Source organism: Enterobacter sp. TCD1-1 (assembly GCF_020567405.1).
GTDB classification, from domain to species: Bacteria; Pseudomonadota; Gammaproteobacteria; order Enterobacterales; family Enterobacteriaceae; genus Enterobacter; species Enterobacter quasiroggenkampii.
Window position 1 is genome coordinate 16,821 of the sequence record NZ_JAJCXF010000008.1, and the last position, 24,765, is coordinate 41,585.

At 57.8% G+C, this 24,765-nt stretch carries 23 protein-coding genes; 18 read left to right on the top strand and 5 right to left on the bottom strand.

Translation table 11 applies throughout. The annotated features are described in order from the left end of the window. Positions 1–17: 17 nt before the first annotated feature. Genes phnL through phnP form a run of 5 tightly spaced genes read left to right on the top strand, consistent with a single transcriptional unit; the run spans position 18 to position 3,574 of the window. Positions 18–698, top strand: coding sequence for a phosphonate C-P lyase system protein PhnL (phnL, locus tag LJA86_RS20535; RefSeq protein ID WP_229226664.1), 681 nt, complete (start codon positions 18–20; stop codon positions 696–698). Continuing rightward, positions 695–1,831: an alpha-D-ribose 1-methylphosphonate 5-triphosphate diphosphatase gene (phnM, locus tag LJA86_RS20540; RefSeq protein WP_229226665.1), complete on the top strand. Its 1,137-nt coding sequence runs from the start codon at positions 695–697 to the stop codon at positions 1,829–1,831. Before phnL ends, phnM begins: the two co-directional genes overlap by 4 nt. Then, positions 1,828–2,379 carry a ribose 1,5-bisphosphokinase gene (gene phnN, locus LJA86_RS20545; protein ID WP_090393124.1) on the top strand — a complete coding sequence of 184 codons (552 nt, stop codon included), beginning with the start codon at positions 1,828–1,830 and terminating at the stop codon, positions 2,377–2,379. The genes phnM and phnN overlap by 4 nt, the downstream gene beginning before the upstream one ends. Further along, entirely contained in the window at positions 2,372–2,806 is a 435-nt protein-coding gene (gene phnO / locus LJA86_RS20550; RefSeq protein WP_045909193.1) for an aminoalkylphosphonate N-acetyltransferase, read from the top strand. The genes phnN and phnO overlap by 8 nt, the downstream gene beginning before the upstream one ends. Positions 2,807–2,815: 9 nt before the next feature. Next, the gene (phnP, locus tag LJA86_RS20555) at positions 2,816–3,574 is read left to right on the top strand and encodes a phosphonate metabolism protein PhnP (RefSeq protein ID WP_045909192.1); all 759 of its coding nucleotides are present in this window, start codon (positions 2,816–2,818) and stop codon (positions 3,572–3,574) included. Between the two features lie 82 nt (positions 3,575–3,656). Here the strand turns inward: phnP and yjdP are convergent, their stop codons facing one another. The 3 genes from yjdP to LJA86_RS20570 all read right to left on the bottom strand — a co-directional run bounded on the left by yjdP (position 3,657) and on the right by LJA86_RS20570 (position 7,077). Further along, on the bottom strand, positions 3,657–3,974 hold the full coding sequence (gene yjdP / locus LJA86_RS20560) for a DDRRRQL repeat protein YjdP (RefSeq protein ID WP_045909191.1): 318 nt from the start codon (positions 3,972–3,974) through the stop codon (positions 3,657–3,659). 75 nt (positions 3,975–4,049) lie between these two features. Next, the gene (locus LJA86_RS20565) at positions 4,050–4,676 is read right to left on the bottom strand and encodes a GNAT family N-acetyltransferase (RefSeq protein WP_008500049.1); all 627 of its coding nucleotides are present in this window, start codon (positions 4,674–4,676) and stop codon (positions 4,050–4,052) included. Between the two features lie 121 nt (positions 4,677–4,797). Further along, the gene (locus tag LJA86_RS20570; RefSeq protein WP_045909190.1) at positions 4,798–7,077 is read right to left on the bottom strand and encodes a hybrid sensor histidine kinase/response regulator; all 2,280 of its coding nucleotides are present in this window, start codon (positions 7,075–7,077) and stop codon (positions 4,798–4,800) included. Positions 7,078–7,310: 233 nt separating this feature from the next. On the opposite strand from LJA86_RS20570, the gene LJA86_RS20575 reads away from it, so the two are divergent. The 7 genes from LJA86_RS20575 to lpxO all read left to right on the top strand — a co-directional run bounded on the left by LJA86_RS20575 (position 7,311) and on the right by lpxO (position 14,458). Continuing rightward, positions 7,311–8,831 carry a sugar ABC transporter ATP-binding protein gene (locus tag LJA86_RS20575; RefSeq protein WP_039266969.1) on the top strand — a complete coding sequence of 507 codons (1,521 nt, stop codon included), beginning with the start codon at positions 7,311–7,313 and terminating at the stop codon, positions 8,829–8,831. Continuing rightward, positions 8,828–9,823: an ABC transporter permease subunit gene (locus LJA86_RS20580; RefSeq protein ID WP_048030254.1), complete on the top strand. Its 996-nt coding sequence runs from the start codon at positions 8,828–8,830 to the stop codon at positions 9,821–9,823. Before LJA86_RS20575 ends, LJA86_RS20580 begins: the two co-directional genes overlap by 4 nt. A 30-nt stretch (positions 9,824–9,853) precedes the next feature. Continuing rightward, positions 9,854–10,795 (top strand): ABC transporter substrate-binding protein, encoded by a 942-nt coding sequence (locus LJA86_RS20585; protein WP_021242935.1) that lies wholly within the window; start codon positions 9,854–9,856, stop codon positions 10,793–10,795. A 49-nt stretch (positions 10,796–10,844) separates the two neighbouring features. Next, positions 10,845–11,531, top strand: coding sequence for a D-lyxose/D-mannose family sugar isomerase (locus LJA86_RS20590; protein ID WP_045909188.1), 687 nt, complete (start codon positions 10,845–10,847; stop codon positions 11,529–11,531). Between the two features lie 10 nt (positions 11,532–11,541). Then, positions 11,542–12,402: a ketose 1,6-bisphosphate aldolase gene (locus LJA86_RS20595; protein WP_048226469.1), complete on the top strand. Its 861-nt coding sequence runs from the start codon at positions 11,542–11,544 to the stop codon at positions 12,400–12,402. Next, positions 12,402–13,406, top strand: coding sequence for a carbohydrate kinase family protein (locus LJA86_RS20600; RefSeq protein WP_063622854.1), 1,005 nt, complete (start codon positions 12,402–12,404; stop codon positions 13,404–13,406). The genes LJA86_RS20595 and LJA86_RS20600 overlap by 1 nt, the downstream gene beginning before the upstream one ends. Positions 13,407–13,549: 143 nt before the next feature. Continuing rightward, positions 13,550–14,458 carry a lipid A hydroxylase LpxO gene (lpxO, locus tag LJA86_RS20605; RefSeq protein ID WP_008500041.1) on the top strand — a complete coding sequence of 303 codons (909 nt, stop codon included), beginning with the start codon at positions 13,550–13,552 and terminating at the stop codon, positions 14,456–14,458. Positions 14,459–14,461: 3 nt separating this feature from the next. Here the strand turns inward: lpxO and LJA86_RS20610 are convergent, their stop codons facing one another. Continuing rightward, complete coding sequence (locus LJA86_RS20610; protein ID WP_229226666.1) at positions 14,462–15,193, bottom strand: response regulator; 732 nt, start codon at positions 15,191–15,193, stop codon at positions 14,462–14,464. A 256-nt stretch (positions 15,194–15,449) separates the two neighbouring features. On the opposite strand from LJA86_RS20610, the gene fdhF reads away from it, so the two are divergent. The 3 genes from fdhF to LJA86_RS20625 all read left to right on the top strand — a co-directional run bounded on the left by fdhF (position 15,450) and on the right by LJA86_RS20625 (position 18,868). After that, positions 15,450–17,597, top strand: a complete 2,148-nt coding sequence (fdhF, locus tag LJA86_RS20615) for a formate dehydrogenase subunit alpha (protein ID WP_229226667.1) — start codon at positions 15,450–15,452, stop codon at positions 17,595–17,597. A gap of 322 nt (positions 17,598–17,919) precedes the next feature. Next, a complete protein-coding gene (locus tag LJA86_RS20620) occupies positions 17,920–18,072 on the top strand; it encodes a Hok/Gef family protein (protein ID WP_045909184.1) in 153 nt (50 codons plus the stop codon). Between the two features lie 121 nt (positions 18,073–18,193). Beyond that, entirely contained in the window at positions 18,194–18,868 is a 675-nt protein-coding gene (locus tag LJA86_RS20625) for a tetratricopeptide repeat protein (protein WP_229226668.1), read from the top strand. Between the two features lie 80 nt (positions 18,869–18,948). Here LJA86_RS20625 and gltP read toward each other — a convergent pair whose 3' ends face one another. After that, a complete protein-coding gene (gene gltP / locus LJA86_RS20630) occupies positions 18,949–20,262 on the bottom strand; it encodes a glutamate/aspartate:proton symporter GltP (protein WP_045909183.1) in 1,314 nt (437 codons plus the stop codon). Between the two features lie 423 nt (positions 20,263–20,685). Between gltP and acs the strand changes: the two genes are divergently transcribed. The 3 genes from acs (at position 20,686) to actP (ending at position 24,733) form a co-directional block, all read left to right on the top strand. Then, positions 20,686–22,644 (top strand): acetate--CoA ligase, encoded by a 1,959-nt coding sequence (gene acs / locus LJA86_RS20635; protein ID WP_229226669.1) that lies wholly within the window; start codon positions 20,686–20,688, stop codon positions 22,642–22,644. A gap of 128 nt (positions 22,645–22,772) precedes the next feature. Then, a complete protein-coding gene (locus LJA86_RS20640; RefSeq protein WP_008503396.1) occupies positions 22,773–23,087 on the top strand; it encodes a DUF485 domain-containing protein in 315 nt (104 codons plus the stop codon). Further along, positions 23,084–24,733 carry a cation/acetate symporter ActP gene (gene actP, locus LJA86_RS20645; protein ID WP_045909181.1) on the top strand — a complete coding sequence of 550 codons (1,650 nt, stop codon included), beginning with the start codon at positions 23,084–23,086 and terminating at the stop codon, positions 24,731–24,733. The genes LJA86_RS20640 and actP overlap by 4 nt, the downstream gene beginning before the upstream one ends. Positions 24,734–24,765 lie beyond the last annotated feature (32 nt).

Below are 24,765 nucleotides of genomic sequence, written 5' to 3' on the forward strand. Positions count from 1 at the left end.
CAAATCGCGAGGCCAACATGATCCACGTACAAAACATAAGTAAGACCTTTGTGCTCCACCAGCAAAACGGCGTGCGTCTGCCGGTGCTGCAAAATGCCTCTCTGGAGGTTAATCGCGGCGAATGCGTGGTGCTGCACGGCCACTCCGGCAGCGGAAAATCGACCCTGCTGCGCTCCCTCTACGCCAACTATTTGCCCGACGAAGGCCATATTCATATTCGCCACGGCGATGAATGGGTCGACCTGGTACAGGCCCCCGCGCGGAAGGTGCTGGACGTGCGCCGCACCACGATCGGCTGGGTGAGCCAGTTTCTGCGGGTGATCCCGCGGATCTCCGCCCTCGACGTGGTGATGCAGCCCCTGCTGGATCTCGGCGTGCCGCGCGAAACCTGCGCCGCCAAAGCCGCCAGCCTGCTGACGCGCCTGAACGTGCCCGAGCGCCTGTGGCACCTTGCCCCGTCGACCTTTTCCGGCGGCGAGCAGCAGCGCGTCAATATCGCCCGCGGCTTTATCGTCGACTACCCGATTTTACTTCTGGATGAACCCACCGCCTCGCTCGACAGCAAAAACAGCGCCGCCGTGGTGGAACTGATCGAACAGGCCAAAGCGCGCGGGGCGGCGATCGTCGGGATCTTCCACGACGAGAACGTTCGCACCCGCGTCGCGGACCGGCTGCACCCAATGGGGACTCCCGCATGATTATCAATAACGTCAAGCTGGTACTGGACAATGAGGTGGTTGGCGGCTCGATTGAGATCCAGGACGGAACAATCTGCGCGTTTGCCGAAACCCAGAGCCGCTCACCCGAAGCGATGGACGGCGACGGCGGCTGGCTGCTGCCGGGGCTGATCGAACTGCATACCGATAATCTGGACAAGTTCTTCACGCCACGGCCGAAGGTGGACTGGCCCGCGCATTCAGCGATGAGCAGCCACGACGCGCTGATGGTCGCCAGCGGCATCACCACCGTACTGGACGCGGTGGCCATCGGTGACGTGCGCGACGGCGGCGACCGTCTGGAGAACCTGGAGAAGATGATCAACGCCGTGGAGGAGACGCAAAAACGCGGCCTCAACCGCGCCGAGCACCGCCTGCACCTGCGCTGCGAGCTGCCGCACCACACCACCCTGCCGCTGTTTGAAAAGCTGGTCGGCCGCGAGCCAGTCTCGCTGGTCTCCCTGATGGACCACTCGCCGGGGCAGCGTCAGTTCGCCAACATCGAAAAGTATCGCGAATACTATCAGGGCAAATATTCTCTCAGCGATGCGGAGATGGCCCGTTACGAAGAAGAGCAGTTGGCGCTTGCGGCGCAGTGGTCGCAGCCTAACCGTCTCAGGATCGCGGCGATGTGCCGGGACCGAAATATCGCGCTGGCCAGCCATGACGACGCCACACACGATCACGTGGTCGAATCCCATCAGCTTGGCAGCGTGATCGCCGAATTTCCCACCACGTTCGAGGCGGCTGAAGCCTCCCGCAAGCACGGGATGAACGTGCTGATGGGCGCACCGAACATCGTGCGCGGCGGCTCACACTCCGGCAACGTCGCGGCAAGCAAGCTCGCTTCCCTCGGCCTGCTGGATATCCTCTCGTCCGACTATTACCCCGCCAGCCTGCTCGACGCGGCGTTCCGGGTGGCCGACGACGAGGGCAACCGCTTTACGCTACCACAGGCGATTCGCCTGGTGACGAAAAACCCGGCTTCGGCGCTTAACCTGCAGGATCGCGGCGAGATAGCCGAAGGCAAGCGGGCGGATCTGGTGCTGGCCCACCGCAGGGGCGAGCACATCCATATCGACCACGTCTGGCGTCAGGGAAAGAGGGTGTTCTGATGGGAAGACTTATCTGGTTAATGGGGCCGTCCGGCTCCGGTAAGGACAGCCTGCTGTCCGCCTTACGGCAGCAGGAGCATCCGCAACTGCTGGTGGCGCACCGGTACATTACCCGGTCGGCGAATGCGGGGAGTGAAAACCATATCGCCCTGAGCGAGCAGGAGTTTTTCACCCGTGCCGGGCAAAATCTGCTGGCGCTGAGCTGGCACGCCAACGGCTATTACTACGGGATCGGTATCGAGACCGATCTGTGGCTGCATGCGGGGTTCGACGTGCTGGTCAACGGTTCACGGGCGCATCTTTCGCAAGCGCGCGCCCGCTATGGAGCGGCCCTGCTGCCGGTCTGCCTGCAGGTTTCACCGGACGTCCTGCGCAGCCGGTTGCAGAGCCGGGGGCGTGAATCCGCCCGTGAGATCGACCAGCGGCTGGAGCGTGCGGCCCGCTATACCCCGTCCGACTGCCACGTCCTCAATAACGACGGAAGTTTGCTACAGTCAGTCGAGACCTTTTTATCGCTTATCCGTCAGAAGGAGAAACAGCATGCCTGACTGCACGCTTCGTCCCGCCACCGCCGACGATGCGCAAATCGTTTACGCGTTAATCTGCGAGTTAAAGCAGGCCGAGTTCGATCGCCAGGCGTTTCACGCGGGCTATCTTGCCAATCTGCAGGATCGCAATATGCGCTATCAGCTTGCCGAACTGGACGGGCAGGTCATCGGCATGATCGGCCTGCACCTGCAGTTTCACCTCCACCATGCACGCTGGATCGGCGAGATCCAGGAGTTGGTGGTGATGCCGCAGGCGCGCGGATTAAAGGTGGGCAGCCAGCTGCTGGCCTGGGCGGAAGGGGTGGCACGAGAGGCCGGCGCGGAGCTGACCGAACTCTCCACCAGCGTGAAGCGCGTGGACGCCCATCGTTTTTACGTTCGTGAAGGATATACGCAGAGCCATTTCCGATTCACCAAACCGCTGTAGAGGTGCGTTATGAGTCTGACAATCACGTTAACAGGAACCGGAAGCGCGCAACTCGTGCCGGTCTTTGGCTGCGACTGCGCGGCGTGTCGCCGGGCGCGCCTGCAGGATAACTATCGCCGTCGTCCCTGTAGCGCGGTGGTCAAATTCAACGATGCGGTGACCCTGCTGGATGCCGGTATTCCGCACCTGATGGACGACTGGGCCGCAGGCAGCTTTCAGCAATTTTTGCTCACCCATTACCATATGGATCACGTCCAGGGGCTCTTCCCCCTGCGTTGGGGCGTGGGCGCGACGATCCCCGTTTACGGTCCGCCGGATGAAGCGGGATGCGACGACCTGTTTAAACATCCGGGGATTCTGGATTTCAGCCACACGGTCGAACCGTTTGTGATGTTTGAGCTCCAGGGTTTGCGGGTCACGCCGCTGCCGCTCAACCATTCGAAACTGACCTTCGGGTATTTGCTGGAATCGGCCCACAGCCGCGTGGCCTGGCTGTCCGATACCGCCGGACTGCCGGAAAAAACGGTGAAGTTCCTGCTCAACAATCAGCCGCAGGCGATGATTATCGACTGCAGCCACGAACCGCGCGACGAGACGCCGCGAAACCATTGCGACTTAAATACCGTGATGGCGCTAAACGAGGTGATTGGCTGCCCGCAGGTGATCCTGACGCATATCAGCCATCAGTTTGACGTGTGGATGATGGATAACCCGCTGCCCGACGGCATTGAAGCGGGGTATGACGGGATGGTGCTGGTACTGGACTGAGTTTTGCCGGGTGGCGGCTGCGCCTTACCCGGCCTACGGTCCAGGTTTTTGCAGGCCTGCGCCTGCGAAGCGCCACCAGGCTTTAGCCTCGATCGTAATCGTCTTCTAACCTGCGCTCATCCTCTTCTAACCGACGCCTGTCGTCATCCAGCTGGCGCTGGCGCTCGTCTAAACGGCGGCGTCTGTCTTCGAGCTGCCGACGACGATCGTCGTACTGTCGACTGTCGATTTGACGGCTGCGGTCATAACGATCGTCGTCGTCATTGCTGCTGCTGGGGTTGTAGGCATCGTTGATCGCCTGCTGAATGTTGCCAATAGCATCATCAACAATGTCGGCATGAGCCAGTTGGCTGGTAAGTGACAGCAGACCAAATAACAGAGCAGTTGAATAACGTTTCATAAGGCCAGACTCGCAGGTGAACTGGCCTTACGATAATGAACAGCAGGAAACGGGGGTAGCGGAGGAATCTCAAATTCAGTTGTGTCCTGGGACTTCCATCAGTTGATTCGCACGCTGTTTATTTTCTGCGACCAGGACGATGCCGTAGCATTTTTGATCCGGCGAATGGCTCCAGATACGATCTTCGGGGATACACCCTCCGTCATAGATAACCTTGCTACCATCATACGGCCAAAATGCGCCCTGCTCGGTATCGAGAACAAATACAGCGATTTGGTCAGACTCACGGGCAATTTTCTGCCAGAGCATCTTCCCACCCTCATATTGTTCAAAGTCGCTGACAAGTGTCACGCCACACTGTAATACCAGGGCTTCATACAGGCGAGTTGCCAGTCCCTTGTCACGCTCGGCGGGATCAACACAGATACCTTCTACCTGAATAACATTGGCATCTTCCCAACAGCGCTCGACGGCAATGATATCTTCACCCAAATGCGTTTTACGTTGTAAATCCAGGGCAGCAACAACCCGATGCCGGGGCACCCCATCGAAGGTTTCGATATCCGCTTCAATAATCGCAGCTCTTGGCGTCTGGCTATCAAAAATAACATGTAGCACTCGCCCGGAAAGCTCAAACTCATCAACGAGTTTAAACGACCTGGCAATTGTGCTCGGGCTGTATGTTGTAGGCATCACGATCATTTGTGAGTCCCCCTTTGTGAGTACCGGCATAATTCCTTTTATATCCCAATCTGCTAAATTTTGCGCAGATTAACATCACCGGCGTCAACGATGCTCTTGATGAAATCCTAAACAGGGGCATTTAAAAACATATTTTCCGCAGAGTCTGCGCCAGCTGCGCCCGCGTAAACGGCTTACGCAATAACGGAACGTCCGGCAGCTGAGGATTATGCGAGGGCCGTAAATCCTGGCCGCTGATCAGCAGCACCGGAAGCTGCGGATAATGACTGCGCACATGGCTAATCACCTCGGCCCCGCTCAGGCTTCCGGGCAACATCAGGTCGCTGATAAACATGCCAATATCCGGCGACGCCGCCAGCATGCTCAGCGCCTGCTCGCCGTTTTCCGCTTCGAGCGTCAGATAGCCAAGCTGGTGCAACTGCTCGCACAGGGTCTGACGGACATCCGCTTCATCCTCCAGCACCAGCACCAGGCGCTCGCTCTCGACGGAGGCGGTGGCTGACAGCGCTTCATCAACTGCAGCGGCGGGCTGCGTCGAGCGCGGGAGGTGAAGCCGCACGGTCGTTCCCTGTCCCGGCGCGCTTTCAATCTCCACGCGACCACCGGACTGGCGCACAAAGCCGTACACCATCGACAGGCCTAACCCGCTCCCGCTCCCGGTCTGTTTGGTGGTGAAGAACGGTTCAAAGACCCGGGATTTGACCTCCTGCGACATGCCGCTGCCGCGGTCAATGACTTCCAGCGCCACCATATCCTGCCTGCGTCCGTCGCTGCGGGTAACGCGCTGATTCCAGGTGCGAATTTTAATCACCCCGCTTTGCCCTTCCATCGCATCACGCGCGTTCATCACCAGATTAATGATGGCGTTTTCCAGCTGGCTGACGTCGATCCATGCGGGCCATGCCGGGGATTGCGCTTCAATTTCCAGGGTCAGGGTGGCGGGCAAGGAGTGACGCAGCAGTTCCCGGAGGTTCTCCAGCAGCGGCTGCATCTCTACCGCATGCGGCGTCAGGGATTGCTTGCGGGAAAACGCCAGCAGGCGCTGGGTCAGTAAGGCGCCACGCTCGGCCGCCTTCAGCGCCCGGCTGATGCGCGGCGCGTCGTTTGATTCGGGGTCGGTGAGCTCAAGACTGCCGATGATCACCGCCAGCAGGTTATTAAAATCATGCGCCAGCCCGCCCGTCAGCTGCCCGACCGCCTTCATTTTCTGGCTGTGCAGCAGCGCCTCTTCCAGCCCCTGACGCTCAATGCGGTCGATCTCCATCTGCGTGGTTTTTTCTTTCAGCAGGCGCGTGGTGTGCTCAAGCGAGGCGGTGTTGCGGGCAAAAACGTTAAACGCGCGCGCCAGTTCACCCAGCTCATCGCGCCGCTGCAGCGCGGGGACGGACACATCCTGTTCACCGTGAGCAAGACGCGACATCGCCCGGGAAATGGCCGTCAGGTTGGAGGCCAGATTGCGGTAGATATACCAGCAGGCACACCCGGTGATGATCAGCGCCAGCACGGCGAAAATGGTGATAAATACGCTGATGGATTGCAGTTCGTGATGGCTCTGGGCGGTGCGAAGCCGGGATGCCTGCGCCACCTGCTCCACGTACTGATTGATGTCGCTGTTGAGGATCGCCACCAGCGCCTTGATGTGGAACATATACCAGCTTATCGCCAGATCGCTCTCCTCCAGCTGCTTCGACAGCGGGGCGAGCTGACCTAGCTCGGCATTAAAATCAGGCAGAACCGCCTTTACGACCGGCTGTACGGTATTTCGGGGCAACGTTGCGGCCACCGCGTCCAGTTGCTGGATGGTCGCGCGCGGCGAAGGGGTATCGATGGCGGCGGCGATCAGCCGGTCCATCTCCATCAGCTGCTGCGCACCCGGTACGTTACTGTCATAACGGCGGTTGATGTCCTGCAGATGACGCAGGTAACTCTGGCTTTGATATAGCGAGCTCAGCAGGGCATTACGCTCCAGATGGCGTCGCTGTCCGCGCTCCAGCATCTCCGTCACGCTCTGCTGTAACTCATTGCTTCGTTGAATAATACGCGCCACCAGAGCTGGCTCCTGCTGCGCCAGCGGCGCCTCCGCAAGCTGCTCCAGCGAATGGCGGAGGGCCATTTGCGTCTGCTTCAGGCGCTCGGCTTCTCCTTTGTACTCGAGTGCCCCCACCACCTGCGAGAGCCGCACCGCCGCCGTCGCCACGTTGGCGGTATCGCGGGCCAGGTTCATGCTGCCGGTCATATCGTCCAGCGTTTGCTGCTGAACCTGCTCCTGGATTTGACTGGCGTGACGGAAGCCGAGCACCGCCACGCCGCTCACCATCAGCGTCACGGCGACCACCAGCAGATTGAAAATCAGCAGGCGACCGCGGGCGCTGGCGAAGAACGGGGGGCGGTGTGATGGCATGGATTGAGGCTCCTTTGCGGTTTGTTGTCCCCTCACCCTAACCCTCTCCCCAAAGGGGCGAGGGAATAATTTGCTCCCTCTCCCTTTCAGGGAGAGGGCCGGGGTGAGGGTAATTCAATAACTGTGATCCACATTAGCTATTCATAACTATGACAAATATGAACAGCTTCTGACATTTTGCATTTACGCACCTGTGATGAAGTGCAGAAATCGGCATTCACAGGAGATCCGCCATGAGCAGAACCCCGGTATTAGAGATGCGCAACATTGCCAAAACGTTTGGCAGTTTCCACGCGCTCAAGGGTGTGGATTTGACGGTTTTTCCCGGTGAGATCCACGCGCTGATGGGCGAAAACGGCGCGGGAAAAAGCACGCTGATGAAAATCCTCGCGGGGGCCTATACCGCCACTCACGGCGAGATCCTGATTGACGGTCAGCCGTTTCACATTAAAGGGCCGAAGGATGCGCTTGCCGCGGGCATCACCCTGATTTATCAGGAGATGCAGCTCGCGCCTAATCTGACCGTAGCCGAAAATATCTTCCTCGGCAGCGAGCTGTCGCGCGGCGGGATGGTGCAGCGCAAAGAGATGGCTGCCCAGGCGCAGGCGGTGATTGACCGCCTCGGCGCACAGTTCAGCGCCACCGATCTGGTGATGAAGCTCACCATCGCCGAACAGCAGCAGGTAGAAATTGCCCGCGCGCTGCACCGCAACAGCCGCATTCTGGTGATGGATGAACCCACCGCCGCCCTCTCCTCGCGGGAAACACATCGCCTGTTTGAACTGATTTTACGCCTGCGCGATGAAGGGATGGCGATCATTTATATCAGCCACCGCATGGCGGAAGTGTATGAACTCTCTGACCGCGTCAGCGTTCTGCGCGACGGGCAGTACGTCGGCAGCCTGACGCGCGACAAGCTTAACGCCTCCGAGCTGGTGCGCATGATGGTGGGACGACCGTTAAGCGACCTGTTCAACAAGGAGCGTGATATCCCCCTCGGCAGCCCACGCCTCAACGTGCATCACCTCACCGACGGTAAAAAAGTACAGCCCTGCAGCCTGCAGGTGCGTTCCGGCGAAATCGTCGGGCTGGCGGGGCTAGTCGGGGCCGGACGTTCCGAGCTGGCACAGCTTATCTTCGGCGTGCGCAAAGCCACGGGCGGCATGATTGAGGTCGACGGCGAGCCGGTGGTGATCCACTCCCCGCGTGCGGCCATCGAAAACGGCATCGGTTTTCTCACCGAGAACCGCAAGGAGCAGGGACTGTTTCTGGAGCTGGCGGCGCAGGAGAACATCACCATGGCGACGCTGGAGCGCGACGCCACCTTCGGCATGTTAAACCGCAAAAAAGCGCAGGCCATCTCCGATGACGCCATCGCCCTGCTTAACATCCGCGTGCCGCATGCTCAGGTGCGCGCGGGCGGGCTGTCGGGCGGCAACCAGCAGAAGCTGCTCATCTCCCGCTGGGTCGCGATTGGCCCACGCATTCTGATTCTGGACGAACCCACGCGTGGCGTGGACGTCGGGGCGAAAAGCGAGATCTACCGCATCATGAACCAGATGGCGCGCAAAGGGGTGGCGATTTTGATGATCTCCAGCGAGCTGCCGGAAGTGGTGGGGATGAGCGACCGGGTGTACGTGATGCGCGAAGGCAGCATCGCGGGCGAGCTTCACGGGCGTGACATCTCTCAGGAAAACATTATGACGCTGGCAACCGGCGTGAACGACACTCATCATCAGGCGGTGCAATCATGACAACTCCAACCCATCCGCAGCAGGTGGCGAAATCCGCCTCCGCCAAAAAAATGCTGATGAGCGATCTGATGCAAACGGTCGGTATTTTGCCAATTCTTATCCTGATTGTGGCGGTATTTGGCTTTATTGCCCCGAACTTCTTTACCGAGAGCAACCTGCTCAACATTACCCGTCAGGCGTCGATCAACATCGTGCTGGCGGCGGGAATGACCTTCATTATCCTCACCGGCGGGATTGACCTCTCCGTGGGGTCGATTCTCGGCACCACGGCGGTGGCCGCGATGGTGGTATCGCTCATTCCCGAATTCGCCGGGCTGTCCATTCCCGCCGCGCTGATGCTCGGCATGGTGCTGGGCCTGTTTAACGGCGCGCTGGTGGCTTTTGCCGGGCTGCCGCCCTTTATCGTCACGCTCGGCACCTACACGGCGCTGCGCGGCGCGGCGTACCTGCTGGCCGACGGCACGACGGTCATTAACTCGAACATCAACTTCGAGTGGATCGGCAATAACTATCTCGGCCCAATTCCCTGGCTGGTGGTGATCGCCCTGGCGGTCATTGTGGTGTGCTGGTTCATCCTGCGCCGTACCACGCTTGGCGTTCATATCTACGCCGTGGGCGGCAACATGCAGGCGGCGCGCTTAACGGGGATTAAGGTCTGGCTGGTGCTGCTGTTTGTCTACGGCATGAGCGGCCTGCTCTCCGGCCTCGGCGGCGTCATGAGCGCCTCACGCCTGTACAGCGCTAACGGCAACCTCGGCACAGGCTACGAGTTGGATGCAATTGCGGCAGTGATCCTTGGCGGCACCAGCTTTGTCGGCGGGATCGGCACGATCACCGGCACGCTGGTCGGCGCATTGATCATCGCCACCCTCAACAACGGCATGACGCTGATGGGCGTCTCCTACTTCTGGCAGTTGGTGATCAAAGGGGCGGTGATCATCATTGCGGTGCTGATCGACAAATACCGTACCCGACACCATCAAAGTGCATAACAACAATACCCTACGAGTGAGGAAGACAAGATGCGTTTGAAACCGTTAGTAACTGCGCTCTGTGCTGGCGCGCTGCTTGCCGCAACGCCGTTTGCGCAGGCGAAAGATCTGAAGTCCATTGGCGTGACGGTGGGTGACCTGGCTAACCCGTTCTTCGTGCAGATCACCAAAGGTGCCGAGCTGGAAGCGCGCAAACTGGCGGGGGATAACGTCAAGGTGACGCTGGTCTCCAGCGGGTACGATCTGGGCCAGCAGGTGGCGCAGATCGACAACTTCATCGCCGCGAAAGTGGACATGATCATCCTCAACGCCGCGGACTCCAAAGGGATCGGCCCGGCGGTGAAGCGCGCGAAGGACGCCGGGATCGTGGTCGTGGCGGTTGACGTCGCGGCGGAAGGGGCTGATGCGACCATCACCTCCGATAACACCCAGGCGGGTGAGATGGCCTGTAAGTACATTACCGACCGCCTGAAAGGGAAAGGCAACGTGGTGATCATCAACGGACCGCCGGTCTCAGCGGTGCAAAACCGCGTGGAAGGTTGCCAGACGGAGTTCAAAAAACATCCGGATATCAAGGTGCTCTCGGATAACCAGAACGCCAAAGGCAGTCGTGAAGGCGGTCTGGAAGTCATGACCTCCCTGCTGGCGGCTAATCCGAAGATCGACGGCGTGTTTGCGATTAACGATCCGACGGCGATCGGCGCCGATCTGGCCGCGAAACAGGCGCAGCGCAATGAGTTCTTTATCGTTGGCGTGGATGGTTCACCGGACGGTGAGGAAGCGCTGAAGCGCGAAAACTCGCTGTTTGTGGCGACCCCGGCGCAGGATCCGCAGGTTATGGCGGCAAAAGCGGTGGAGATCGGCTATGACATTCTCCAGGGCAAACCTGCGCCGAAAGCGCCCGTGCTGATCCCGGTGACGATGATCGATAAAAAGAACGTCGGCACGTATAAGGGGTGGACGGTTAAATGATCCTTTTCCCTCTCCCGCAGGGAGAGGGAACTGTTTTCAAGGAGTCCCCATGAAACGCTCCGACATTAACGAAATCCTCGGCCACACGCGGCAGTTTTTCTCCATGCACGACGTGCATCTCCCGCCTTTTGCCAGCTTTCCGCCAACGAAATGGCAGCAGCTTGACCAGGCTGCATGGCAGGAAGTGTTCGACCTCAGGCTCGGCTGGGACGTGACGGCATTCGGCGGCAACAACTTTGCCGCTGAGGGCCTGACGCTGTTTACCTTGCGCAACGGCTCGCCCAACGGTGTGCCGTATGAAAAAAACTATGCCGAAAAAATCATGCACGTGCGGGACGGCCAGGTCACGCCGATGCATTTTCACTGGCGTAAACGGGAAGACATCATCAACCGGGGCGGCGGGAATCTGATCGTGGAATTATGGAATGCCGGGGCGCATGAAGAGACGGAAAACACCGACGTGACGGTCACCGTCGACGGCTGCCGTCAAACCCACGCCCCCGGCAGCCAGCTGCGCCTCACGCCAGGGGAAAGCATCTGCCTGACGCCCGGTCTTTACCACAGTTTCTGGGGCGAACGCGGCTTCGGCGACGTGCTGGTCGGGGAAGTATCCTCGGTCAATGACGATGAACACGACAACCACTTTTTGCAGCCCGTTGCCCGCTATAACAACATCGAAGAAGACGAGCCGGCGCTGCTGGTGCTGTGCAACGAGTACAACCTGTTTCGGATATAAGGGGTGAATGATGCCATTGATTTCTCTTGCCGACGGTCTTGCCCACGCCAGACAACACCGCTATGCGCTGGGCGCATTTAACGTGCTCGATTCCCACTTCCTGCGCGCGCTGTTCGCCGCCGCAAAGCAGGAGCGCTCGCCGTTTATCATCAACATCGCCGAAGTGCACTTTAAGTACGTGTCGCTGGATTCGCTTGTCGAAGCGGTGAAGTTCGAAGCCGCCCGTCACGACATTCCCGTGGTGCTCAATCTCGACCACGGCCTGCATTTCGAGGCGGTGGTGCGCGCCCTGCGCTTAGGGTTCAGCTCGGTGATGTTCGACGGCTCTACGCTGAGCTATGAGGAAAACATCCGCCAGACGCGGGAAGTGGTGAAGATGTGCCACGCGGTGGGCGTCTCGGTGGAGGCGGAGCTGGGCGCAGTCGGGGGCGATGAAGGCGGCGCGCTTTACGGACATGCGGATGAAGCCTTCTTCACCGACCCACAGCTGGCGCGCGAATTTGTCGATTCAACCGGCATCGACGCGCTGGCTGTCGCCATCGGCAACGCACACGGCAAGTATAAAGGCGAGCCGAAGCTCGATTTCCCGCGTCTGGACGCCATTCGTCAACAGACGGGACTGCCGCTGGTATTACACGGCGGCTCCGGGATTAGCGATGCCGACTTCCGCCGCGCCATCGAGCTGGGCATTCATAAAATCAATTTCTATACCGGGATGTCGCAGGCCGCGCTCGCCGCCGTGGAGCAGCGTATGGCAAAACGCCAGCCGCTCTACGACGAGTTTGCCGAGCTGCTGCTGGGGATAGAAGAGGCGATTACGGATACGGTCGCCGAACAGATGCGCATTTTCGGCAGCGCGGGGCAGGCATAATGGAACGCAAAGGCATCATCGCCGCAGGCAATATGCTGGTGGACCACGTTCACCAGATCGTGCAATGGCCGGAGCGCGGCTGGCTGGCGGAAATCACCCACAGCGAACGCTCAACCGGCGGCGCGCCACTCAACGTCCTGCTGACGCTTGCGAAAATGCACGTTGGCCTGCCGCTGCAGGCGGTGGGGCTGATTGGCGAAGACAGCGACGGGGACTACATTCTGGCGATGCTCGACCAGTACCACGTCAACCGCCAGCGCGTACAGCGCACCACCTTTGCGCCAACCTCCATGTCGCAGGTGATGACCGATCCCAGCGGACAGCGTACCTTTTTCCACTCACCGGGGGCCAACCGCCTGCTGGATCTTCCCGCTTTCGATCGCTTAGACGGATCGATGAAGATCTTCCATCTCGGCTATCTCCTGCTGCTCGACAGCCTGGATATGCCCGATGACGAGTTCGGCACCCGCAGCGCGCGGCTGCTGGCACAAATGCGTGAACAGGGGTATGAAACCTCGCTCGACCTGGTTTCCCGCAAGGGTGACCCACGCTATCAGCCGCTGGTGCTCCCTGCCCTGCGCCATCTCGACTATCTGGTCATTAACGAGCTCGAGGCCGGTGAGTTTAGCGGCCTGACAATGCGTGATGAAAACGACGCCCCGCACATTGCCCATATCGCCGATGCCGCGGCGCAGCTGCTGGCGGCAGGCGTACGCCAGCGGGTGGTGATCCACTGCCCGGAAGGCGCATGGGGAGAAGCCCGCGGTGAAGAGGGTCGCTGGATCCCGTCATGGATGCTGGAGCAGGAAGAGATTATCGGCAGCGTCGGCGCGGGCGATGCCTTTTGCGCGGGCTTTTTATACGGCTGCCATGAATCGCTGCCGCTGACAGAGAGTATTTATCTGGCGCACGCCTGCGCGCGGGCAAGCCTGCTGGCCGCCAATGCGATTGACGGCGCAAAAACGCTGGCCGAGCTGCAGGCGTTTATTCGCGAGAGCGTTTAATTTAACAATAATTGCGATATTTCATTACAGTTCTATGAATTTTACATCCCCGAACTACACTCTCTCCATCTGGCATATTCGGCGTGGGCAGCACACTGTCCGCACACTTTTCCGAAATGAGATAGAAAGAGGACAAGGGAAAAATGTTCGCAGCCATCATCATCGGTATTTTCATTATCAGCGTTATTTATGCGCATTCACGCGGCAAAGAAAAACAGACGCTTTCTCGTCAGCTCTTCGACCATTCGACGTTTATGGCGCCCATCAATATGTTTATGACGGCGTTTTCTTCCCTGCCCGCCAGGCAGCCTTTCTTTGAAACAGAACGCTTCCCGGAATTAAATAAGCTGACGGAAAACTGGCTGGTTATTCGCGAAGAGGCGCTGCGTTTGCAGCATCATATTAAGGCGGCGGAAAATAATAACGACGCTGGCTTTAACACCTTTTTTAAACGCGGCTGGAAACGTTTTTATCTGAAGTGGTATGCCGATGCCCATCCCTCCGCGCAGTCTTTATGCCCGGTAACGACCCGGCTGGTAAGTGAAATCCCCTCGGTGAAGGCGGCCATGTTTGCCGAGCTGCCGGCGGGGGCGAAGCTTGGCAAGCACCGGGACCCGTACGCGGGCTCGGTTCGTTACCATCTGGGCTTATTCACACCGAATGACGATCGCTGCTTTATTGAAGTCGACAGGCAGCGCCACAGCTGGCGGGATGGAGAAGCCGTTATTTTTGATGAGACCTACGTCCACTGGGCAGAGAATAAAACGGATCAAACGCGCATTATTCTTTTCTGCGATATTGAGCGTCCGATGAAATGGCGCTGGGCGCAGGCGGTTAACCATTGGGTGGGAACCACGCTAATGTCTGCAGCCAGCTCACCGAATGACGAGAATGACAGCACTGGCGGCATTAACCGCATTTTTAAATACGTTCATGCAGGTCGCGAGCGGGGGCAGCGTCTGAAAAAAAGAAACCGTAAGGCCTATTACGCCCTCAAATATCTGTGCATCGCTGCAATCTTTGCCGCCATCATTGTTCCGGCGATAACGTAAGCCTTATGCCGCCTGTTCGGGCCGGCTCACATCGATGGCAAACACGTAACCCAGCCCGCGGATCGTTTTGATAAGCGCAGGCTGATGCGGGTTAGCCTCTATTTTCCGGCGCAGGCGCATGATCAGCACGTCAATCGTGCGATCGAACACGTCGGCGCTTTCGCTGTGGGTCAGCTCGAGCAGCCTGTCACGGCTCAGCACCCGACGGGCATTTTGCGTGAGCGCCAGCAGCAGGCCGTACTCGCCCTGGGTTAAGGGCACGGGATTACGCTGCGGATCGCTCAGCTCGCAGCGGGTGGTATCAAGCGTCCATCCGTTAAACGCAATGCCCGCGACGGGCGCTGCGGGAGCTTCCGCCGCCAGCACGCCCGTACGGCGCAGCACCGCTTTCACGCGGGCAACCACCACGCGCGGGTTGAACGGTTTGCCAATATAATCGTCGGCCCCCATCTCCAGCCCCACCACCACGTCTGACTCGCTGCCCAGCCCGGTTAACATCACAACCGGTAGCGCCGGACGCTGCTTTTGCAGCTGCAGCAGAACCTGCAGGCCATTAATATCCGGCAGCATCATATCCAGCAGCACAAGCGCGATATTTGGCTCCTGTTGTACCCGGCGCAGCGCATCCTGGCCGTTATGGCAGACAAGCACGCTAAAGACGTGCTCGCTCAGCACGTCCTGAAGCAGTTCGCAGACTGCCGTATCGTCATCAACCACCAGAATCGCCGGTTTCATCGTATGCTTCCGTCAGGGGATTATGTTAAGTCTGAACTATTCTGCCGTCGGCTCCAGTCAAAAGGTTTTTTCAGTGACGGAAATTCAACCCATGTCACATCCGCCGCCCTGTCGACACGTCAATTTTGACGATTGGCTGCTTTTTGTCAGGGTTTTCACCCCGAATGGGCCGTAAAGTCAGGGGATACCCATACAAAAAACATGGCATAGAAGCTGCATAGTGGGTGCGAACGATTCGATTAACTGGAGCAGACTGATGAAAAAAGTCGTCACGGTTTGCCCTTATTGTGCCTCAGGTTGCAAGATCCACCTGGTGGTCGATAACGGCAAAATCGTCCGGGCGGAGGCCGCACAGGGGAAAACCAACCAGGGCACGCTGTGCCTGAAAGGTTACTACGGCTGGGATTTTATTAACGATACCCAAATCCTTACCCCGCGCCTGAAAACCCCTATGATCCGCCGCGAGCGCGGCGGCAAGCTGGAAGCCGTCTCCTGGAACGAGGCGCTGGATTACGTCGCCACGCGCCTGAGCGCCATCAAGGCCAAGTATGGCCCGGATGCCATCCAGACCACCGGCTCTTCCCGCGGGACGGGAAATGAAACCAACTATGTGATGCAAAAATTCGCGCGCGCCGTTATTGGTACCAATAACGTCGACTGCTGCGCTCGCGTCTGACACGGCCCATCGGTTGCAGGTCTGCACCAGTCGGTCGGTAACGGCGCAATGAGTAATGCCATCAACGAGATAGATAATACCGATCTCGTCTTCATCTTTGGTTATAACCCGGCGGATTCTCACCCTATCGTCGCGAACCACGTTATTCGCGCTAAACAGAATGGGGCGAAAATCATCGTCTGCGATCCGCGCAAAATTGAAACCGCGCGCATTGCGGATATGCACATTGCATTGAAAAACGGCTCGAACATCGCGCTGTTGAATGCAATGGGACACGTCATCATTGAGGAGAACCTGTACGACCAGGTGTTTGTCGCGACCCGTACGGAAGGCTTTGAAGAGTATAAGAAAATAGTCGAAGGCTATACGCCGGAGTCGGTTGAAGCGATAACCGGCGTTAGCGCGCAGGCGATCCGTCAGGCGGCCAGGATGTATGCCGGAGCGAAAACCGCCGCCATCCTCTGGGGCATGGGCGTGACCCAGTTCTACCAGGGCGTGGAGACCGTGCGCTCGCTGACCAGCCTCGCGATGCTGACCGGTAATCTGGGTAAAGCCCACGTTGGCGTGAACCCGGTGCGCGGTCAGAATAACGTGCAGGGCGCCTGCGATATGGGCGCGCTGCCGGATACTTATCCTGGCTACCAGTACGTGAAATTCCCGGAGAACCGCGCCAAATTCGCGAAGGCCTGGGGTGTGGAAAGCCTGCCGGAACATACTGGGTACCGCATCAGCGAGCTGCCGCACCGCGCGGCGCATGGCGAAGTGCGTGCGGCCTACATCATGGGCGAAGATCCGCTTCAGACCGACGCCGAGCTCTCTGCAGTGCGTAAAGGGTTTGAGGATCTGGAGCTGGTGATTGTCCAGGATATCTTCATGACCAAAACCGCGGCGGCGGCGGATGTCATTTTACCGTCGACCTCCTGGGGCGAGCATGAAGGCGTCTACACCGCGGCCGACCGCGGCTTCCAGCGCTTCTTCAAGGCGGTCGAGCCGAAGTGGGATCTGAAAACGGACTGGCAGATTATCAGCGAAATCGCCACCCGTATGGGCTACCCGATGCACTACAACAACACCCAGGAGATCTGGGACGAGTTGCGCAGCCTGTGTCCGGACTTCTACGGCGCCACCTATGAAAAAATGGGTGAGCTGGGATACATCCAGTGGCCGTGCCGGGATGAGTCGGAGGCCGATCAAGGCACGTCCTATCTCTTTAAGGAGAAATTCGACACCCCGAACGGGCTGGCGCAATTCTTCACCTGCGACTGGGTCGCGCCCATTGATAAACTCACCGATGAGTATCCAATGGTGCTCTCCACCGTACGTGAAGTGGGCCACTACTCCTGTCGTTCGATGACCGGCAACTGCGCCGCGCTGGCCGCGCTGGCGGACGAACCGGGCTATGCGCAAATCAACACCGCCGATGCGGAACGCCTTGGTATTGAGGACGAGGCGCTGGTGTGGGTGAATTCGCGCAAAGGGCGGATCATCACCCGTGCGCAGGTCAGCGATCGTCCAAACAAAGGGGCGGTCTATATGACCTATCAGTGGTGGATTGGTGCCTGCAACGAGCTGGTAACGGAGAACTTAAGCCCGATAACCAAAACGCCGGAGTATAAATACTGCGCCGTCAACGTTGAGCCGATTGCGGATCAGCACGCGGCGGAACAGTACGTGATCGACGAATATAACAAGCTGAAAGCCCGACTGCGCGAAAGCGCAATGGGTTGAAGCCGTTAATTCATCGATGAATAAAGGGAGTGAAATATTCACTCCCTTTTTATTTCCGATTAATTCATAAGAAATATAAATTACTATTCTGGAAATCGGCTCGCAGAAATAATGTAATTTTCGCGAAAAAGAATTACATCTTTGCATTTTAATTCAGAGGGATAAGATATTCGGCGGGTGCTTAAGACTTTCTGTCTTGAGCATTGTTGAGGGACAGAAAGTAGAAAGCCCCGGGAAATTTTCATTTACCCGAGGCTACTCCCTCAACTCCCAACAGGCTGAGAGTAGCCTCTTATTCTTTTTTTGACAAGGAGTAAAAGGCATGACGCCATTAAAAACTGCGTTAGGCATCGTCTTTATTGTTTGCCTGACGATAGTGATCTTTACCTTTATTACTCGCGGTAAGCTCTGCGAGTTTTCAATAAAGAGTGAACATCAGGAGGTGGCGGCTAAATTAGCCTGCAACCCAGGCTAACCTCTATGGGCGGAACAACGGTTCCGCCCGGCTTGTAGGATGCTGAGGTCTTAATGCACCCATTTTTTTCTTTTGCGCCCGCGATTATACTGCGCGGCGTGTACCCAGATGATAAGAATCCATGAAAGCCATTTTTCTGTTGTTAGTGTTTTTAACGTCCTTCGCCAGCGCGGATGAGATAGGCAGCCAGTATCGGAAACAGGCGGAAGCCGGTGATGCGCGTGCCCAGTATTATCTTGCCGATACGTACTTCAGCTCCGGCGACAGCAAGAAGGCCGCGCTGTGGGCCGAGAAAGCCGCGAAAGGCGGTGATGTCGACGCCATGGGGTTGCTCTCGCAAATCCTCTTTACACAGGGCGATTACGCACAGGCCAAAGCCCTGGCCCAACAGGCAAACATTGCTGGCAGCAAACGCGGCGCGATCATGCTGGCGCGCATTCTGGTGAATACTCAGGTAGGGAAAACGGACTATCCGCAGGCTATCAGACTGCTGCAAACGGCAACCGAAGATATCGACAGCGACTCTGCGGTCGATGCGCAACTGCTGCTGGGACTCATTTATGCCAACGGCGTCGAGGTGGCGCAGGATGACGTGCAGGCCGCCTCGTGGTTCAAGCGAAGTTCAGCCCTTTCGCGTACGGGCTATGCCGAGTACTGGGCAGGGATGTTGTTCAGGCAGGGTGAGAAAGGCTTTATCACGCCAAATAAGCAGAAAGCACTGTACTGGTTGAACCTGAGCTGCACTGAAGGGTTTGATACGGGATGCGAAGAGTTTGATGCGTTAAGCGGAGAATAAAGTGCCGGGTGGCGGCTTTGCCTTACCCGGCCTACAAGACTCGTAGGCCCGGTAAGCGCAGCGCCACCGGGCTTAAGAGGTTACCGATCGGCAGTCTTATCAAAACGACCCAGCACCTCGCGTTCATACGCCAGCGCCTTTTTACGATCGAATTTGTGTTCCCACTTGGCGATAACCAGCACCGCCAGTGCATTACCCACCACGTTCAGCGCCGTACGCGCCATGTCGAGGATACGGTCCACACCGGCGATAAAGGCCAGACCTTCCAGCGGAATACCGACGCTGCCCAGCGTCGCCAGCAGCACCACGAACGACACGCCCGGTACGCCTGCGATACCTTTAGAGGTCACCATCAGCGTCAGCACCAGGACGATCTCCTGCCACAGCGACAGGTCAATGCCGTACAGCTGGGCAATAAAGATAGCGGCGATGCTCTGATACAGCGTGGAACCATCCAGGTTAAAGGAGTAACCGGTCGGCACCACGAAGCTGGTGATCGACGCTGGCGCGCCGTAGGCTTCCATCTTCTCAATAATACGCGGCAGCACGCTCTCAGAGCTTGCTGTGGAGTAGGCCAGAATCAGCTCATCTTTCAGGATACGGATCAGGATCCAGATGCTCAGCCCGCACAGACGCGCCACGATGCCCAGCACCACCAGCGCAAAGAACAGGATCGCGAAGTGCACCAGAATCACCAGCTTCGCCAGCGGCCAGAGGGAGGCAAAACCGAAGTTCGCCACGGTGACGGCAATAAGCGCAAACACCCCTACCGGCGCGTAACGCATCACCATGTGGGTCACTTTAAACATGGTCTCGGAGATAGAGCGGAACACGGTCACCAGCGGTTCGCGGTGCGTCGCGGGCAGAGAGGAGAGCCCCAGACCAAACAGGACCGAGAAGAAGATAATAGGCAACATCTCGCCCTTCGCCATCGATGCCACGATGTTGGTCGGTACCAGAGAAAGGATAGTGCCCATCAGGCCGTGTGCATGGCTCTGCACGTCAGCGGTTGTACTTTGGTATTTCGAAATATCCACCGTAGCCAGCTGCGACATATCAATCCCGGAACCCGGCTGGAACACGTTCGCCAGGGTGATACCGAGAATGATCGCAACCGTAGTGATCACTTCGAAATAGATAATGGTTTTCGCACCAATACGACCTAACTGCTTCGCATCGCCGACGCCCGCAATACCCACCACCAGCGTCGAGATCACAATCGGTACCACAATCATCTTGATCAGATGAATAAAGATATCCCCTGCCGGTGAAAGCAGGTTCGCAATCAGCCAGTCGCGGCTGTCGCTGTGATAGTGGAGGTAACTGCCCAGCAGGATGCCCAGCACAAGGGCAATTAAGATCTGCCAGGCCAGGCTGACTTTAACGTTTTTCATAGAAACTGACTTCCTCAATGAAGCGCCTTATTCACTCAAACTGCATGAATAGGGGGACATACTGATAGGGTATGAATTGTGTTGCGTCGATTTATGGGATTTTTTAACGCGGCGTATGAGTATCATTTGCGCGGCCTGTTGCGCAAGCCTTAAAGAACGACGCATTTCACTCGTAAAAGCGTCCGTGACGGGAGTTTCTCCTGTTTCTAATAAATAACCTTTTGTTATAAAAACGCTTTTTTAAACATAAATGTGAATAATCGTCAGCATAAATTATTTTCCTTCAAAGTTTCATTCGCTCATTTTTCAACCTGTTCAAACAATGCGTGATCTGTAGCCCAAATAATAAACAAAGCTTGTAAAGCCCCTATTATTAACGTTTTTGCGACATATTATTAACATCTTACAAGGAGAAAAAAAGCCATGAGCCAAATACACAAACATGACATTCCCGCAAACATTGCGGACCGTTGCCTGATCAACCCGGAGCAGTACCACGAGAAATATCAGCAATCTATCACCGCCCCGGACACCTTCTGGGGTGAGCAGGGCCATATCCTGGACTGGATCAAACCTTATCAGAAGGTGAAGAACACCTCCTTTGCGCCCGGTAACGTCTCCATTAAATGGTATGAAGATGGCACGCTGAACCTGGCGGCGAACTGCCTTGACCGTCACCTTGCCGCGCGCGGGAACGAGACGGCGATTATCTGGGAAGGCGATGATGCCTCGCAGAGCAAACACATTACTTATAAAGAATTGCACCGCGACGTGTGCCGCTTTGCCAACGTCCTGCTGGATAAAGGCATTAAAAAAGGCGACGTGGTCGCAATCTATATGCCGATGGTGCCGGAAGCGGCGGTGGCCATGCTGGCCTGCGCGCGTATCGGCGCCATTCACTCGGTTATCTTTGGCGGGTTCTCGCCAGAGGCGGTTGCGGGTCGTATTGTCGATTCAAGCTCAAAACTGGTGATCACCGCCGATGAAGGCGTGCGTGCAGGACGCGGTATCCCACTCAAGAAAAACGTCGACGAAGCGCTGAAAAACCCGAACGTCAAAACGGTCAGCAACGTCATCGTCCTTAAGCGTACCGGCGGCAAAATCGACTGGCACGAGGGGCGCGACCTGTGGTGGAGCGACCTGATTGAAAAAGCGAGCGACCAGCATCAGCCTGAAGAGATGAATGCGGAAGATCCGCTCTTCATTCTTTACACCTCTGGCTCAACCGGCAAACCGAAAGGCGTGCTGCACACCACTGGCGGGTATCTGGTCTACGCGGCCACCACTTTCAAATACGTCTTCGACTACCACCCGGGCGACATCTACTGGTGTACTGCCGACGTGGGCTGGGTCACCGGGCACAGCTATCTGCTGTATGGCCCGCTGGCCTGTGGCGCAACAACGCTGATGTTTGAAGGCGTACCGAACTGGCCGACCCCGGCGCGTATGTGCCAGGTCGTCGACAAGCATCAGGTCAATATTCTCTACACCGCGCCAACGGCGATCCGCGCATTAATGGCGGAAGGCGATAAAGCCATCGAAGGCACCGATCGCTCTTCATTGCGCATCCTTGGTTCCGTGGGCGAGCCGATTAACCCGGAAGCCTGGGAGTGGTACTGGAAGAAAATCGGCAACGAGAAATGCCCGGTCATGGACACCTGGTGGCAGACCGAAACCGGCGGTTTCATGATCACCCCAATGCCGGGCGCCACGCAGCTGAAAGCAGGCTCGGCAAGCCGTCCGTTCTTCGGCGTGCAGCCTGCGCTGGTGGATAACGAAGGCAACCCGCTGGAAGGCGCCACCGAAGGCAACCTGGTGATCACAGACTCGTGGCCGGGTCAGGCGCGTACCCTGTTCGGCGATCACGATCGCTTCGAGCAGACCTACTTCTCGACCTTTAAAAACATGTACTTCAGCGGCGACGGCGCGCGCCGTGATGAAGACGGTTATTACTGGATCACCGGACGCGTGGACGACGTGCTGAACGTCTCCGGCCACCGTCTGGGCACCGCGGAGATTGAATCAGCGCTGGTGTCGCATCCGAAGATTGCCGAAGCGGCCGTTGTCGGTATTCCGCACAACATCAAAGGCCAGGCGATTTACGCCTATGTCACTCTGAACCACGGTGAAGAACCGTCGCCAGAACTTTATACAGAAGTGCGCAACTGGGTGCGTAAAGAGATTGGCCCGCTGGCCACGCCGGACGTGCTGCACTGGACCGACTCGCTGCCGAAAACCCGCTCCGGCAAAATCATGCGCCGTATCTTGCGCAAAATCGCGGCAGGGGACACCAGCAACCTCGGTGATACCTCAACGCTCGCGGATCCTGGCGTGGTGGAAAAACTGCTCGAAGAGAAGCAGGCCATCGCAATGCCATCGTAATCTTTTCTCCCTCTCCCCGTGGGAGAGGGCCGGGGTGAGGGCATCAGACCGCACCTTCCTCCCCTCACCCTCTCCCCATAGGGGAGAGGGGATAAAAACAAACCAACCTTACCTTTGGAGACTCTGTGATGAATGACCATATTTGTCAGCAGATAGAGAATAGTGCGCACTACAGGGAGCTCGTCGATAAGCGGCAACGGTTTGCCTTCACCCTTTCCATCATCATGCTGATTATCTATGTCGGCTTTATTCTGCTGATCGCCTTTGCGCCGCACTGGCTGGGCACCCCGCTGCACGAGGGGACCAGCGTGACGCGCGGTATTCCCATTGGCATTGGCGTGATCGTGATTTCATTTGTGCTGACCGGCGTCTACGTCTGGCGCGCGAACGGTGAATTCGATCGTCTTAATAAAGCGGTACTGCAAGAGGTAAAAGCATCATGAAGCGAGTCCTGACGGCGCTAGCCGCCACACTTCCCTTTGCCGCCCACGCGGCGGATGCCATTACCGGCGAGGTACAGCGCCAGCCAACCAACTGGCAGGCGATTATCATGTTCCTGATTTTCGTGGTGCTGACGCTGTACATTACGTACTGGGCGTCGAAACGCGTGCGCTCCCGTAACGACTACTACACCGCAGGCGGCAACATTACCGGCTTCCAGAACGGCCTGGCGATTGCGGGTGACTTTATGTCTGCCGCCTCGTTCCTCGGGATCTCCGCGCTGGTCTACACCTCCGGCTATGACGGCCTGATTTACTCCCTCGGCTTCCTCGTCGGCTGGCCGATCATTCTGTTCCTGATTGCCGAGCGCCTGCGCAACCTGGGCCGCTATACCTTCGCCGACGTGGCCTCGTATCGCCTGAAGCAGGGGCCGATTCGCACCCTCTCCGCTTGCGGTTCGCTGGTGGTGGTGGCGCTGTATCTGATCGCACAGATGGTGGGCGCGGGTAAATTGATCGAGCTGCTGTTCGGCCTGAACTACCACATCGCGGTGGTACTGGTGGGCGTGCTGATGGTGATGTACGTCCTGTTCGGCGGCATGCTGGCGACCACCTGGGTGCAAATCATCAAAGCGGTATTGCTGCTGTTCGGCGCCAGCTTTATGGCCTTTATGGTGATGAAGCACGTCGGGTTCAGCTTCAATAACCTGTTTACCGAAGCCATGGCGGTCCATCCGAAAGGGGAAGCCATTATGAGCCCGGGCGGGCTGGTGAAAGACCCGATTTCTGCCCTGTCGCTCGGTCTGGGCCTGATGTTTGGTACCGCAGGTCTACCGCACATTCTGATGCGCTTCTTCACCGTGAGCGATGCGCGTGAAGCGCGCAAGAGCGTCTTCTACGCCACCGGCTTCATGGGCTACTTCTATATCCTGACCTTTATCATCGGCTTTGGCGCGATCATGCTGGTGGGGGCAAACCCGGCGTTTAAAGATGCCGCGGGCGCGCTGATTGGCGGCAATAACATGGCGGCGGTGCATCTGGCCGACGCGGTGGGCGGCAACCTGTTCCTCGGCTTTATCTCTGCCGTGGCCTTCGCCACCATTCTTGCGGTGGTTGCGGGTTTAACGCTGGCCGGGGCGTCGGCGGTTTCGCATGACCTCTACGCCAACGTCTTCCGCAAAGGCGCGAGCGAGCGCGATGAGCTGAAAGTCTCCAAAATCACCGTGCTGGTACTGGGCGTTGTGGCGATCCTGCTGGGCATTCTGTTCGAGAAGCAAAACATCGCCTTTATGGTGGGGCTGGCCTTCTCCATTGCGGCCAGCTGTAACTTCCCGATCATCCTGCTCTCCATGTACTGGTCGAAACTGACCACCCGTGGCGCGATGATTGGCGGCTGGCTGGGGCTGCTGACGGCGGTGATCTTAATGATTCTGGGCCCGACGATCTGGGTGCAGATCCTCGGTCACGCCAGCGCCATCTTCCCGTATGAATACCCGGCGCTGTTCTCCATTGCTGTGGCGTTTATCGGTATCTGGGTCTTCTCGGCCACCGACAATTCGCCGGAGGGTAACCTGGAGCGCGAGAAATTCCGCGCCCAGTTTATTCGTTCACAAACCGGTCTTGGCGTTGAGCAGGGCCGCGCGCACTAAACCTTTCTCCCCGGCCATTCTGGTCGGGGAGC